The organism is Nocardioides albidus (assembly GCF_006335005.1).
Taxonomy (GTDB): domain Bacteria; phylum Actinomycetota; class Actinomycetes; order Propionibacteriales; family Nocardioidaceae; genus Nocardioides; species Nocardioides albidus.
The window spans coordinates 447149-460092 of sequence record NZ_VDMP01000024.1 but is presented as its reverse complement, the minus strand read 5'-3'; the positions used below and the strand labels follow the sequence as shown (position 1 = coordinate 460092).

Here is a 12944-nt window from a genome sequence, read left to right as displayed (position 1 = left end):
GGCATGATGCTCCCGTGAACGAGAACGCGTTCCAGTTCGCCTGGTTCGAGCAGTCGCCGGACGGCCTCGTGCCGCTACCCCTGGCGCAGAGCCTGTGGCGCGCCGACCAGATGCACGGCGTCGCGGTGAGCGGGCTGCTGGCGCGCGCCCTCGAGCAGACCGTGGGTGCCGCCGGACGCGGTGACCTGGTGCCGGCGCGCTACCACGTCGACCTGTTCCGCCCGGCCCGGATGATCGCGACCACGGCCTCCGCGCGGATCGTCCGGGAGGGGCCGCGCCTGGTCCTCCTGGACGCGGTCGTCGAGCAGGAGGGCGAGATCGTGGCGCGAGCCGGCGCCACCTTCCTCGCTCCGTCGGCCGACCCCGCCGGCGAGGTGTGGTCCTCGCCCGCGGAGCGACCGACCCCGCCTCCCGCCGACCGGCTGCCGGAGCCGGGCCAGCACCACGTCCCGTGGTTCGCGAGTGCCGCGCCGTGGTCCGACGACTTCGGCGACCACCAGAACGACGGACGGCACCAGACCTGGCAGACCGCGGTGCCGATCGTGCACGGCGAGGTGTGCTCGCCGTTCCAGGCGGTCGCCTCGATCGCCGACGCGACCAGCATGGTCACCAACTGGGGCAGCGGCGGCGTCGAGCACATCAACACCGACATCGACCTGGCCCTGTGCCGTCTGCCCGACAGCGACCGGCTGGGCCTGCGGGCCACCGACCGCGTCGCCGCGAACGGGATCGCGGTCGGCACCGCGGAGGTCTTCGACGCCACCGGTGTGCTCGGCACGGCGACGGTGACGTCGCTGGCCAACACGCGCCGTACGGTCGACCTCTCCGCCGGCGTGGAGCAGCGCGGCGCCGTCTGAGCGCATCCGCTCTAGGGGCGTCCGGCCGGGCGGCGCCTGCGGCGCCCGACCGGGAGTGGTGCTTCTCAGCCCGCCTGCGTGTCGTCCACGATGTCGGCCTCGGCGGTGCCGGGGAGGTCGAAGTCGAAGGCGAGCTCCTCACGGTCGAGGTCGGCCAGCGCGGAGAACTCGCTCGAGGTCAGCGCCTTCGGGGTCTCCTCGATCTCCTTCGGCGCGGGGATGGTCGCGACCGGGTCGGCCGCGTTGAGCTTGCGGGCCGCGGGGAGCACGGAGCGCTCGAGCGAGCCGGTGAAGTTGTTGTAGTCCTTCACGCTGCGCTGGATCGAGCGACCGAGCTTGTCGACGTGCTCGGAGAGCCTGAGGATGCGTCGGTAGAGGACCTGGCCCAGCTCGAAGAGCACCTGGGCGTCCTCGGTGAGCGCCTCCTGCTTCCAGGTGAAGGCGACCGTCTTGAGCAGGCCCCAGAGGTTGGTCGGCGTCGCCAGCACGATGCCCTGCTTGAACGCGTGCTCCATGAGCGAGGGGTCGACGTCGAGCGCCGCGTTGAGGAGCTGCTCGTTGGGGATGAACGCGACCGTGAACTCGGGGCTGATCGTCAGACCGGTCCAGTAGCCCTTCTGGGCGAGGGTGTCGACGTGGCCGCGGACCTTGCGGGCGTGGTCCTCCAGCAGTCGCACCCTGGCCTCGGGGTCGATCCCCTCGCGATGGGCGTCCATGAAGGCGTTGTAGGGGACCTTGGCGTCGATCGCCATCTGCTTGCCGCCGGGCAGGTTGATCACCATGTCGGGGCGGCGGGCGCCGGAGTCGGCCTCGACGGAGTGCTGGAGCTCGAAGTCGACGCGGTTGAGCAGGCCGGCCGTCTCGACCAGGGTGCGCAGCTGGGTCTCGCCCCAGGCACCACGCACCGCGTTGTTCTTGAGGACCGAGGCGAGCGTGTCGGCCGCCTTGCGGGAGTCCTCGACGGAGCGCTGGGTGTGCTGGATCTGGGTGGCGAGCTCGGTGTGCTGGCGCACCCGGGCCTTCTCCAGCTCGTCGACCTTCTGCTGCATCGAGCGCAGGTGCTCGACGACGGGGGTGAGGGTCTTGAGGACCTGGGTCTGCCCGGCCTCGCCGCGCTCGCGCTCGCGCTGGGCCTGCCGCTGCTGGTCGAGCAGGGCACGGTATTGCGCCCTGGCCTCGTCGACCGCGTCGCGGAGCTGGTCGACGGTCGCGAGGGCGCCGGTCAGCTCGGCCTGCACCTCCGCCCGCGCCGCCGACTCCTGGGCACGCACCTCGGCCGCGCGGGACTCGCCCACGAGCTGGGCGCGGTCGACCTCGTGACGCAGCTGCGCCACGGCCGCCTCGTGGTCGGCCCGCAGCTCGGCGAGCACGGCCTCGTGGCGCGCGGCGACCATCTCGGGAGACTCACCCGGGTCGGTCTCGACGGCCGGGGGGAGGGTGGCCTGACGCATCAGCCAGCCGACCCCTGCACCGAGCAGGAGACCGACGAGGAGAGCGAGGAGGGTGGCCATGGGAGCAGTCAAACAGCCGGGCCCGACACAACCCCTCGGGGCGCGCCGTGGTGCCCCGGATCACGCGTACCGCACGGTCCGCTCGTCCCTCGTCCACCCGTAGAGCGCGAGCCCGCCGGCCTCGGCGAGGCGCACCGACAGGCCCGTCGGCGCGCCGACGGCGACGAGCGCCCCGATGCCGCTGGCGACCGCCTTCTGCACCAGCTCGAAGCCCGCACGCCCGCTCACCACCAGCACCGCCTCGGCGGAGGAGGACCCCGCCAGCAGGCGTGAGCCGACGACCTTGTCGACGGCGTTGTGCCGCCCCACGTCCTCCCGGACGGCGACCAGGGTCCCGTCCGCGGTGAACAGCCCGGCGGCGTGGGCGCTGCCGGTGCGCTCGAAGAGCTGTTGGCGGGGGCGCATCAGTCCGGGCAGGCGCCGGATCAGGTCGGCCGGGGGGAGCGGTCCGGACCACGGCGGCGCCGGGCGGCGCGCGAGGACCTCGGCGACCTCGTCGGTGCCGCAGACGCCGCACGCGGCCGACCCGGCGCTCAGGGCGTCGAGCTGGCTCGGCACCCGGGCCGGCACGGACGCGAGGGTGAGCGTGACGACGTTGAACTCCTGCTCGGGGCGCAGCTCCATGTCGGTGCAGTAGGCGACGCCGGCGGCACTCCCGAGCCCCTCGTGGTGGACCCAGCCCGCGGCCAGCTCGAAGTCGTTGCCCGGCGTGCGCAGGGTGGTCCAGACCCGGCGGGCGGGGGCGCCCGGCCAGGCCAGCCGGATCTCCAGCGGCTCCTCGGTGAGCACGCGGTCCTCGCGGCGTCGTACCTGCTCGCCGTCCTGCTGGTCGACGCGATGGTCCTCGACCCGCAGGCGCGTCGTGGGGCCGGGTCTGCGGGGTCGCGCGGCCGTCACTGCACCGCCCGACGCCGGCGCAGCTCGTCGAACCGGTCGGCCAGGCGCCGCCGGACCGCGCCGGGGAGGTCCCTCTCGAGCGCGGCGGCGGTCGCGGCCTCGGTGGCGTCGTCGAGGTGGGTGATCGGGAAGTACGCCTCGACGACGTCGCCCTGCACCCAGCCCTGGTGGGCGCCGAGGATGGCGTCGAGCTCCTCGAAGTACGCCGCGGCGAACGGCGCGGTGACCTGCTGCTGGCCCGCCCGCCACAGGCCGGCTCCGGCGGCCTTCACCTCGTAGTTGGGCACCGAGACCTCGCCGGTGGCCCGCGCCCACGCGAACTCCTTGGCCTCGGTCGTCGGCAGCGACGAGACGGCCCGGGCGTGGTGGACGGTCGTCGACCCGCTGCGCTCGGCGTCGAGCGCGGCGTCCAGGGCGGCGCGGTCCGTCGCGCCGATCTCGGCGAGCCGATGCCGCGCCTTCCAGCGCAGGTCGCTGTCGCCGTCGATCCCCTCGGGCAGCGCCTCGCCGGCCGCCCAGCGCTCGAGCTCCGCCGGGTCGACGGAGGACAGCACCGTCGCCCGGAAGGCGGACAGCTGGAGCTCGGACCCCGTCTCCGCGCGCTCGGCGGCCGCGCGGACCGCGGCGTGGAAGCGCTCGGTGGATCCGGCAGGGGCGAGCGGGAGCACCGTCTCGAGGACCCAGGGGAGGAGGTTGCGGGCACCGTCGGCGGTGTCCTCGACGGGTGGTGCGGTCGCGAGCAGATCGGCCACCTGGGCGGGGGTGATCACGGCCTCGAAGAGCCCGAGCCGCACGCTGTTCCACATCGTCGCCCGCAGCTGCGGATCGGTCATGGCCGGCGCGAGATCCGGCAACGCCGCCAGCGTCAGCGGGTCCGGCGGGCTCACCGCCCAGGTGGTCTCGGTCGCGTCGAGGAGCACCGGCGTGTCGCCGGCGTCGAGCGGCGTGACCGGGCCGTCGACCACGAACGAGCGCTGGGTCCAGCCGTCCGGGCCGTGGGTGGCGACGACGAGGTCGTGGCGGCGGTCCGCGGGGTACGCCGCGGGCGACGTACGACGGACCACACCGGCCGCGCGGTCGAGCTCGATCCGGTCTGCCCCCGGCGTCAGCAGCCAGTCCTTGACGAACCCGTCGAGGCTGGCGCCGCCCGCCCGCTCCCAGCTCGCGAACAGGTCGTGCATCGTGGCGTTGCCGAAGCGGTGGAGCTCGAAGTGCTCGCGCACGCCGCCGAGGAAGGCGTCGTCGCCGAGCCGGCGCGCGAGCTGGCGCAGCACGTTCGACCCGCGCGCGTAGGAGATGCCGTCGAAGTTCTGCAGCGCCGAGAGCGCGTCGGGGGCGGCGTTTCCGGCGACCGGGTGCGTCGTCGGGCGCTGGTCTGCGGTGATGCCCCACGTCCGGCGGGCGTAGGAGTCGTGCAGGGGGCCGTCGACGTACTCCGTGGCGTCGGTGATGACGCGCAGCCCCATGTACTCGGCGAAGGACTCGTTGAGCCACAGGTCGTCCCACCACTTCGGCGTGACGATGTTGCCGAACCACTGGTGGGCCATCTCGTGGGCGACGATGTTGGCGCGGAAGCTGCGATCGGCCCGGGTGCTCGCTCCTTCGAACAGCAGCGGATCACGCAGCGTGACGCAGCCGGGGTTCTCCATCGCGCCGGCGTTGAACTCGGGCACGAACGCCTGGTGGTAGTCGCCGAAGGGGTAGCGGATGCCGAACAGGCGGTGCAGCTCGTCGAAGGACTGCCGGGTGAGTGTGAGGAGCTCGTCGGCCTCCCGGTCGAGGGTGGAAGCCAGGCTCTGCCGGGAGCTCAGCCCGAGCGGGATCCCGTCGTGCTCGTCGCGGATCAGGTGATAGGGCCCGGCGACCACGGTGACGAAGTAGGTCGCGAGCGGGGGAGTGGGGCCGAGCTCCCAGCGCCTGGTCGCGCCCTCGGAGCCCGCGTCCCGCGCCGGTGCGTTGCCGACGACCAGCCAGTCCGCCGGCGCGGTGACCCGCATCGAGTACGGCGCCTTGAGGTCGGGCTGGTCGAAGCACGCGAACACCGACGGCGCGGCGTCCATGAAGGACATGCCGTAGACGTAGGCCCGACCGTCGGCCGGGTCGATCGAGCGGTGCAGGCCCTCGCCGTCGTTGCGGAAGCCCATCGTCGCCTCCACGACGAGCTCGTGCTCCCCGGCGCCGAGGTCGAGCCGCACCCGGCCCTCGGCGAGGACGTCGACGTCGAGGCGCTGTCCGTCGAGGAGCAGGGCGTGCAGGGACCGCGGCTTCACGTCGACGAAGGTGGTCGCGGCCTCGCTGCGGAACCTGATCGTGGTGCGGGACGCGAAGACGTCCTCGGCGAGGGTCAGATCCAGGTCGACGTCGTACGACGACACGGTGAGCACGCTCGCGCGATGCTCGGCTTCGGCGCGGGTGAGACTCATCCGACAAGCCTATGGGAGCCTGCGGGCATGCGACCCTGGACCCAGGTGCCGCCCCAGCAGGGGCGGCGGTTCGTCATCACCGGATCCAACGGCGGCCTCGGCCTGGAGACCGCGCGGATCCTCGGCTCGCGCGGCGCGGACATCGTGATGGCCTGCCGCAGCGTCGAGAAGGCGGAGGCGGCCGCTCGCACCGTGCCCGGTCACGACCGGGGCCGGGTCGAGGTGCGGCAGGTCGACGTGAGCGACCTCGACTCGGTCCGGGCCTTCGCGACGGAGCTGGTCGCCGACGGCCGGCCCGTCGACGTGCTGATCAACAACGCCGGTGTGCTCGGCGTGCCGCACCGGGTGACGCCGCAAGGGGTGGAGCTGCACTTCGCGACCAACTACCTCGGCCACTTCCTGCTGACCCGGCTGCTGCTGCCGCACCTGCTCGACCGCGTCGTCGTGGTGAGCTCACGCGAGCACCGCTCGGGACGGATCGACCTCGACGATCTCGGCTGGGAGCGCCGTCCCTACCGCCCCTTCCAGGCCTATGGCGACTCCAAGCTCGCCGACCTGCTGTTCATGCGCGAGCTGGACCGCCGCCTGCGCGCCGAGGGCTCCGACCTGCGGGCCGTGGCCGCCCACCCCGGCGCCTCGGCGACCGCGATCACCAGCGGGTCGGGTCACCCGGTCGTCACCGCGGTCGGGCACTACGGCCAGCGGCTCGTCGGCATGCCGGCCTGGCGCGGCGCGCTGTGCACGGTCTACGCCGCGACGATGGACGTGCCCGGCGGCACCTACATCGGCCCGCACGGACGGACCGAGCTGTGGGGCTGGCCCGCTCCTGCCCGGATGTCGCCCAAGGCCGACGACGAGGTGCTGGCGCGGGCGCTGTGGGACCGGTCGGTCGCGCTCAGCCGACCTTGATGCTCTCGAAGGTGACCGGGGTGTTCGGGCGGCCGCCGCCGCTCTGCGCCCAGTAGCCGTCGTTGCCGCTGGCGGTCGCCTTCCTCAGCGTCTCCAGGGACGCCTCGTCGAGGTGGCCCCACACGGTGTAGTCCGGCGGGAACTGGGAGTCGCCGAAGACGATGAAGAACTGGCCGCCTCCGCTGTGGGGCGCTCCGGTGTTGGCCATGGCGAGGGTGCCGGCCGGATAGGTCTCGCTGCCGTCGACCTCGTCGGGGATGGTGTAGCCGGGGCCGCCGGTGCCGGTCTTCGGGTCGGCGTCGGCCGCCGTCGGGTCGAAGTAGGGGTCTCCGCACTGGAGGAACTCGAAGCCCGGGTCGTTGCCCTGGCGGTGGCAGGACGTGTCGTCGTAATAGCCCTGCTCCGCCAGGGACGCGAAGGAGGCGACGGTGCACGGCGCCCGGTCGGCGTCGAGGGTGACCTTGAGCTCGCCGACGGAGGTCGTCAGGACGACCGGGACGTCGCCGCTGTAGCTCGACGTCTTCGGGGGGAGATCGACCTCGCGCGCCGGGTCACCCGTCTCCGTCCAGTCGCAGGCGGCGGCCCCGGCGTCCTGATCGGTCGCGGAGTCCTCGGCCTTGTCGTCGCCGCAGGCGGACAGCGTGGCGAGCAGGAGCAGGGCCGGGACACCGGTGAGCAGGCGTGAGCGCATGGGCCGCATCGTACGCAGCGCCGCGGGCGTAGGTTGGCGCGCATGGACCTGGGCATCCACTACGCAAGCTTCAGCCACCCCGAGTGGGACCGCCTCCTCGCCGACCGGCTCGGCGCGACCGCGCGGATCGCGGACGACGGTGGGATCGCGCTCTTCACGGTGATGGACCACTACTTCCAGATGGAGATGTCGGGAGGTCCGCAGGAGCCGATGCTCGAGGGCTACACCACACTCGGCTATCTCGCCGGACGCACCGAGCGGATGGGCCTCGGCCTGCTCGTCACCGGCGTCACCTACCGGCACCCCGGGCTCCTCGCGAAGATCGTCACGACGCTCGACGTGCTGTCGGGCGGCCGGGCCTGGCTCGGCATCGGCGCCGCCTGGTACGACCGGGAGCACGCGGGCCTCGGCGTCCCCTTCCCGCCGCTGGCGGAGCGCTTCGGACGGCTCGAGGAGACGCTGCGGGTCTGCCGGCAGATGTGGAGCCCCGATGACGGTCCGTTCGAGGGCGAGCACTACCGGCTCGCCGAGACGATCTGCGTCCCACCGCCCGTCGCCGGCCGGGTTCCGGTGATGATCGGCGGTCAGGGCGAGCGCAAGACGCTGCGCCTGGTGGCGCAGTACGCCGACGCCTGCAACCTGTTCACCGGCGACGGCGTCGACGGCGTGGCCGCCAAGCTGGAGGTGCTGCGCCGCCACTGCGACGACGTCGGCCGCGACTACGACGAGATCCGCAAGACCATCCTGTGGTTCGGCGACCCGGTCGCCGAGAGCGACCGGTTCGCCCGCGAGATGGAGCGGTACGACGGCCTCGGGGTCACGCTCGCCGCGCTGATGCCCTCCGGAGACGACCCGGAGGCGTGGGCCGCCGCGGTCGTCGAGGACGCGTTGCCGCGCGTCAGCTCGCGGTGAGCGCGACGAAGTCGGCCGGGAGCTCGTGGTCCTCGAGGACCCGCATCTCGATCGGCCCGCCGGTGTAGGAGTCCTCGGCGACGATCATCAGGTCCTCGTCGAAGGACCAGAAGATCACGTTGCGCATCTTGATCAGGTAGTTCTTGTCGGCCTCGGCGAAGCCGGCGGCCATCGGGTGCTGGACCATCAGGGCGCCCGGCTGGATGAGCGTGAGAACGCCCTCGATGACGATGCAGTCGTCATCGACGACCATCCGCTCGCAGAAGAACTCCAGCACGTGGCCGTTGTTCTCGACCAGGTTGCGGTAGTAGTCGGCGACGCCCTCGCGGGTCTTGGGGCCGACGTCCCCCGACAGCTCCCAGAAGTGGTAGTTCGTGGCCTCGCCGAGCGTCCCGACGAGGGTCTCGAGGTCGCCGTCGCGCTCGGCGGCGGCGTGGACGCGCATCCGCTCGAGCATCGTGCGCTGGCGTGACGACTCGGTGGTCGCGAGGCGCTTGCTGATGAAGTCGACGAGGTGACTGCGGTTGAGCTCGATCATGGCGATGCCTTTCGTGAAGGGTCAGGGGAGCAGGGACTGGCGCCCGTGGGCGGTGAACGCGGCCTCGCGCTCGGACCGGTCCTGTGCGGTGAAGGGGCGATAGCCCCGTTCGGTGTGCACGTAGACGGGGTCGTCGACCAGCCACGCCTGGCCGCGCAGGGCCCGCTTGTCGAGCTTGCCGGTCCCGGTCAGGGGGAGGTCCTCGACCACGCGCACGAGGCGCGGACGCCACTTGGTGCCGAGGTCGGGCTGGTCCTCGAGGAAGCGGTCGAGATCGTCGGGGTCCAGCCGGGCGTCCGGCAGGAGCAGGAGGGACGCCATCACCTCGTCACCGGTCCGCGGGTCGGGGACGCCGTACACCACGGCGGTGGCGACCGCCGGATGGCGGGCGAGGATGCGCTCGATCGGCGCGGTGGCGAAGTTCTCGCTGTCCACGCGGATCCAGTCGGAGTTGCGGCCGGCGAACCAGAAGTTGCCGTCGGCGTCGGCGTACGCGAGGTCGCCGGTCCAGTAGTCGCCGTCGCGCACCTTGGCGGCCATCGCCCCGGGGTTGTTGTAGTAGCCCTCGAACCGGGCGGCGCCTCCGCGCACGACGATCTCGCCGATCGCCTCGGCCGCGTTGAGGAGTCGGCCGTCGTCGGCGATGGACGCGGGCGGAGCCTCCTCGCCGTCGGCGCCGACGATGACCAGGCCCATGGCGGGGTCGGGGCGGCCGAGCGCGCCCGGGGGAGTGCTCTCGTCGCGCAGGATGGTGCAGACGCCCTCGGAGGACCCGTAGGACTCGACGATGCGGCACCCGAAGCGCCGCTGGAACTCCTCGCGGTCGCGGGTCGAGGCCTCGGTGCCGAAGCCGAAGCGGAGCCTGTTGTCGCGCTCGCTGGGGCTCTCGGGCTGGGCCAGGACGTAGGACAGCGCCCGCCCGACGTAGTTGAAGAAGGTGGCGCCGAAGCGCTGGACGTCGGGCAGGAAGCCGGACGCCGAGAACCGCTCGCGCAGGGCGTAGGTGCCGCCGACGACGAGGATGGGTGCCCAGGCCGCCATCAGGGCGTTGCCGTGGAACAGCGGCATCGCGTTGTAGGCGACGTCGTCGCGGGTGAGGCCGTGCACGTTGAGCTGTCCGATCACCGCGAGCCGGAACGACGAGCAGACGACGGCCTTGGGAGCGCCGGTCGAGCCGGAGGTGAACAGCAGCAGCAGGGTGTGCGCCATGCCCGGAGGAGCGGTGGTGCGCACCGGGTTCACGGCGGCGTCGGCGAGCAGTTCGCGATAGCGGTCGCCGTCCTGGTCGAGCACGTCGACGCCCGCGAGGTCGAGGCCGTCGACCAGCGCGCGGTGCGTCGTACCCACGATCAGGGTCTGGATGTCGGTGCCCCGGATGTCGGCGGTCAGCTCGGCACCGCGCCGGGTCGGGTTGACGCCCACGATGGTCGCACCGGACAGGGCGGCCGCTGCGATGAGCAGCAGGTACTCCGGGTCGTTGTCCATGAGGACGCCGACGTGCCACGGCCCCGGCCGGCGCAGGGCCGTCAGCACGGCAGCCCGCTCGTGGGCGCCCGCGACGAACTCGCGCCAGCTGAGGGTCTCGTCCCCGAACAGCAGGGCGGGGTGGTCGTCCTCGGCGCGGGCGAGGAGCAACTCGGCGACCGAGCTGTGGGCGAAGGCGGGTGTCACTGGCGCTCCAGGGTGATCCGGATTACATTGCGTTGTGATACGAAACATAAATACGGTGGCGATCGGCGTCAAGGGGTTCGCGACAATGACTCCGCGACAATGACTCCGTGCTCGGGGAGAGGAGGTGGCAGCGATGAGTGAGACCGCCGGCGCCGGCCGCCCCCGGGACGCTCGGATCGACGAGGCCGTGCTGGCCGCGACCTGCGACCTGGTGGCGGAGATGGGCTACGCCGACCTGACCTTCCGGGCGATCGCCGAGCGGGCCGGTACGTCGGTCCCGGCGATCCGCCGCCGCTGGGCGTCCAAGGCCCACCTGGTCCACGAGGCGGTCTTCCCGTCGTCGGCCGTGGTCGACCCGGGCTCCGTCGGAGACCTCCGCGCGCAGGTGCGAGCGGTCGTCGAGAGCTGCCTCGCGGTGGTCGGCTCGCCCGCGGGTCGTCGGGCGATCCCCGCGCTGCTGGGGGAGCTGATGGCCGACCATGCCCTGGAGCAGGAGCTCAGTGCGCGCCTGCTGTCGTCGGGCTGGGAGAGTCTCGCCGTCCGGCTGGACGAGGCCGTCGAGCGGGGGGAGGCGCGCCCCGATGTCGACCTCGGGCTGTTCATCGAGATCGTCTTCGGGAGCACCCTGGTGGCGATCGTGCTCCGGGGTCGCGACGCCGTCGACGACGCCTGGGTCGAGGGTCTCGTGACCAGCATCATCGACGGCGTACGCGCGCCCTGAGCGGGCCGGGGTGAGGCTCTCGCCGGGCGCGTCCGATGAGAGGCTGGGACCATGATCCTCGAACACGCCGTCCTGCCCGTTCTCCCCGGCCAGGAGGCTGACTTCGAGGCCGCCTTCGGGCAGGCCCGGTCGATCATCTCCTCGATGCCGGGCTTCCGTGGCCTGGCCCTGCGCCGCTCGCTCGAGTCGCCGAGCCACTACCTGCTGCTCGTCGAGTGGGACACCGTCGAGGACCACACCGAGGGCTTCCGCGGATCCCCGCAGTACGACGAGTGGCGGGCCCTCCTGCACCGGTTCTACGACCCGTTCCCGGTCGTGGAGCACTTTGTCGACGTGCCCCTGGGAGACCTCAGAGCATGAGCACGGCGACGGCCACGCCCGCCAGCACCACGGCCGCCCGGAACACGCCGGACGGCAGTCGCCGCCCGATCCGGGCGCCGAGGTAGCCGCCGACCACCGAGCCGGCGGCGAGCAGTCCCACCGCGGCCCAGTCGAGATCCGCGACGACGACGAAGATCAGCCCGGCCACGAGGTTGCCGGCGAGCAGGGAGAGCGTCTTGAGGGCGTTGACGACGCGGAGCTCCACGTCGGTGCCGAGACCGAGCACGGCGACCATCATCACGCCCGCACCGGCGCCGAAGTAGCCGCCGTACACGCCGGTGAGGCCGGCGAAGGCGGTGGTGAGCGGCGAGAGGTGGTGACGGGGGGCGTCGCCCGCGTCGCGGTAGCGGGCCAGGCCGCGCGAGACCCAGGGCTGCACTCCGACCAGGCCGCAGGCGAGCAGGATCAGCCACGGGACGGCGGCCTCGAAGGCGGCCGCAGGCAGGGCCAGGAGCAGCGCGGCGCCGACCACGGCGCCGAGGGCGCAGCAGGTGAGGATCACCCGCGTGATGCGGGGGTGCTCGCGCAGCTCGGCGCGGTAGCCGAAGGAGCCGCTCAGCCCCGCTGGGATCAGGCCCACCGTGTTCGAGGCGTTGGCGACCACGGGCGGGAGCCCGAGGCCGACGAGGACGGGGAAGCTGAGGAGCGAGGCGACGCCGACGGTCGAGCTGAGGATGCCGGCTCCCAGTCCGGCCCCCAGGACGGCGAGCTGCTCGAGCCCGGTCACTGGCCCTCGCGGAGGAGGGCGACGTCGCTGACCATGCCGATGTGGTCGTGCATCGCCGCTGCCGCCGCGGCCGGATCGCCGGCGACGATGGCCGCGGCGATGCGCCGGTGGCCCGCGAGCGAGGCGCGCGGGCGTCCGGGCTGGGAGAGCGACTCTAGGCGCGACTCGGTGACCAGCGGCGCGATCTCGACCATCAGCCGCGCGAGGAGGGCGGAGTGGCTGGCGGCGGTCACCGCGGCGTGGAAGCGCTGGTCGCCCTCGACCCCGCGGCCGCCGGCCTCGACGTCGGCCTCCATCTCGGCGAGCGCGGCCTCGATGGCGGCCAGGTCGTCGTCGGTACGACGCTCGGCGGCGAGCGCGGCGAGCTTCGTCTCCAGCGCGTCACGGGTCTCGAGGATCTCGGGCAGCCGGCTGGCGTGTGCGCGGATGGCCTGGCCGATGGAGGCCGTGGTCGGTCGGACCAGCACCGTGCCGTCGCCGTGGCGCACCGCCACCACGCCGACGACCTCGAGGGCGACCAGGGCCTGGCTCAGGGTGGCCCGGCTGACCCCGAGCTGGACGGCGAGCTCGCGCTCCGGCGGCAGCCGGTCGCCGACGGTGAGCCCGCTCTGGGCGGCCCAGGTCGTGATCTGCTCGGCCACCTGCTCGTAGAGGCGGGTCCGGGTCACCTTCGGCGGGAGCGGACGTCCGGGGTCGGGCATCCCGT

General features: G+C 72.9%; 13 protein-coding genes. 5 read left to right on the top strand and 8 right to left on the bottom strand.

Features of this window, described 5'->3' with window-relative positions:
• The first annotated feature begins 14 nt into the window (after nucleotides 1-14).
• A complete protein-coding gene (locus FHP29_RS13120) occupies nucleotides 15-857 on the top strand; it encodes a thioesterase family protein (protein ID WP_240044482.1) in 843 nt (280 codons plus the stop codon).
• 65 nt (nucleotides 858-922) lie between these two features.
• On the opposite strand, the gene FHP29_RS13115 is transcribed toward FHP29_RS13120, so the two are convergent.
• The 3 genes from FHP29_RS13115 to pepN are packed head-to-tail and all read right to left on the bottom strand — an operon-like array spanning nucleotide 923 to nucleotide 5688.
• Complete coding sequence (locus tag FHP29_RS13115; RefSeq protein WP_205014068.1) at nucleotides 923-2368, bottom strand: DNA recombination protein RmuC; 1446 nt, start codon at nucleotides 2366-2368, stop codon at nucleotides 923-925.
• Nucleotides 2369-2428: 60 nt separating this feature from the next.
• Nucleotides 2429-3265, bottom strand: a complete 837-nt coding sequence (locus FHP29_RS13110) for a formate dehydrogenase accessory sulfurtransferase FdhD (protein ID WP_139623279.1) — start codon at nucleotides 3263-3265, stop codon at nucleotides 2429-2431.
• A complete protein-coding gene (gene pepN, locus FHP29_RS13105) occupies nucleotides 3262-5688 on the bottom strand; it encodes an aminopeptidase N (RefSeq protein ID WP_139623278.1) in 2427 nt (808 codons plus the stop codon). Before pepN ends, FHP29_RS13110 begins: the two co-directional genes overlap by 4 nt.
• Nucleotides 5689-5715: 27 nt before the next feature.
• Between pepN and FHP29_RS13100 the strand changes: the two genes are divergently transcribed.
• Nucleotides 5716-6597, top strand: coding sequence for an oxidoreductase (locus FHP29_RS13100; protein ID WP_139623277.1), 882 nt, complete (start codon nucleotides 5716-5718; stop codon nucleotides 6595-6597).
• Here FHP29_RS13100 and FHP29_RS13095 read toward each other — a convergent pair.
• A complete protein-coding gene (locus FHP29_RS13095; protein WP_139623276.1) occupies nucleotides 6584-7288 on the bottom strand; it encodes a peptidylprolyl isomerase in 705 nt (234 codons plus the stop codon). The two genes, FHP29_RS13100 and FHP29_RS13095, sit on opposite strands and share 14 nt — an antisense overlap.
• Before the next feature lie 42 nt (nucleotides 7289-7330).
• Here FHP29_RS13095 and FHP29_RS13090 point away from each other — a divergent pair, with 42 nt between their 5' ends.
• Complete coding sequence (locus FHP29_RS13090; protein ID WP_139623275.1) at nucleotides 7331-8200, top strand: LLM class F420-dependent oxidoreductase; 870 nt, start codon at nucleotides 7331-7333, stop codon at nucleotides 8198-8200.
• Here the strand turns inward: FHP29_RS13090 and FHP29_RS13085 are convergent.
• A complete protein-coding gene (locus FHP29_RS13085) occupies nucleotides 8187-8738 on the bottom strand; it encodes a hypothetical protein (protein ID WP_139623274.1) in 552 nt (183 codons plus the stop codon). The two genes, FHP29_RS13090 and FHP29_RS13085, sit on opposite strands and share 14 nt — an antisense overlap.
• Nucleotides 8739-8759: 21 nt before the next feature.
• Nucleotides 8760-10409, bottom strand: coding sequence for an AMP-binding protein (locus tag FHP29_RS13080; protein ID WP_205014067.1), 1650 nt, complete (start codon nucleotides 10407-10409; stop codon nucleotides 8760-8762).
• A 133-nt stretch (nucleotides 10410-10542) separates the two neighbouring features.
• Between FHP29_RS13080 and FHP29_RS13075 the strand changes: the two genes are divergently transcribed.
• Both FHP29_RS13075 and FHP29_RS13070 read left to right on the top strand, forming a co-directional pair.
• Complete coding sequence (locus tag FHP29_RS13075) at nucleotides 10543-11130, top strand: TetR/AcrR family transcriptional regulator (RefSeq protein ID WP_192904013.1); 588 nt, start codon at nucleotides 10543-10545, stop codon at nucleotides 11128-11130.
• Between the two features lie 51 nt (nucleotides 11131-11181).
• Nucleotides 11182-11490 (top strand): antibiotic biosynthesis monooxygenase family protein, encoded by a 309-nt coding sequence (locus FHP29_RS13070; protein ID WP_139623272.1) that lies wholly within the window; start codon nucleotides 11182-11184, stop codon nucleotides 11488-11490.
• Here FHP29_RS13070 and FHP29_RS13065 read toward each other — a convergent pair.
• Both FHP29_RS13065 and FHP29_RS13060 read right to left on the bottom strand, forming a co-directional pair.
• Complete coding sequence (locus FHP29_RS13065) at nucleotides 11480-12238, bottom strand: sulfite exporter TauE/SafE family protein (RefSeq protein WP_139623271.1); 759 nt, start codon at nucleotides 12236-12238, stop codon at nucleotides 11480-11482. The genes FHP29_RS13070 and FHP29_RS13065 overlap by 11 nt on opposite strands.
• Complete coding sequence (locus FHP29_RS13060) at nucleotides 12235-12939, bottom strand: FadR/GntR family transcriptional regulator (RefSeq protein ID WP_139623270.1); 705 nt, start codon at nucleotides 12937-12939, stop codon at nucleotides 12235-12237. Before FHP29_RS13060 ends, FHP29_RS13065 begins: the two co-directional genes overlap by 4 nt.
• Nucleotides 12940-12944 lie beyond the last annotated feature (5 nt).

Coding starts and splice junctions, on each gene's coding strand:
- FHP29_RS13115 (WP_205014068.1), bottom strand. CDS start 2,368: ATGGCCACCCTCCTCGCTCTCCTCGTCGGTCTCCTGCTCGGTGCAGGG.
- pepN (WP_139623278.1), bottom strand. CDS start 5,688: ATGAGTCTCACCCGCGCCGAAGCCGAGCATCGCGCGAGCGTGCTCACC.
- FHP29_RS13100 (WP_139623277.1), top strand. CDS start 5,716: ATGCGACCCTGGACCCAGGTGCCGCCCCAGCAGGGGCGGCGGTTCGTC.
- FHP29_RS13095 (WP_139623276.1), bottom strand. CDS start 7,288: ATGCGCTCACGCCTGCTCACCGGTGTCCCGGCCCTGCTCCTGCTCGCC.
- FHP29_RS13090 (WP_139623275.1), top strand. CDS start 7,331: ATGGACCTGGGCATCCACTACGCAAGCTTCAGCCACCCCGAGTGGGAC.
- FHP29_RS13085 (WP_139623274.1), bottom strand. CDS start 8,738: ATGATCGAGCTCAACCGCAGTCACCTCGTCGACTTCATCAGCAAGCGC.
- FHP29_RS13075 (WP_192904013.1), top strand. CDS start 10,543: ATGAGTGAGACCGCCGGCGCCGGCCGCCCCCGGGACGCTCGGATCGAC.
- FHP29_RS13070 (WP_139623272.1), top strand. CDS start 11,182: ATGATCCTCGAACACGCCGTCCTGCCCGTTCTCCCCGGCCAGGAGGCT.
- FHP29_RS13060 (WP_139623270.1), bottom strand. CDS start 12,939: ATGCCCGACCCCGGACGTCCGCTCCCGCCGAAGGTGACCCGGACCCGC.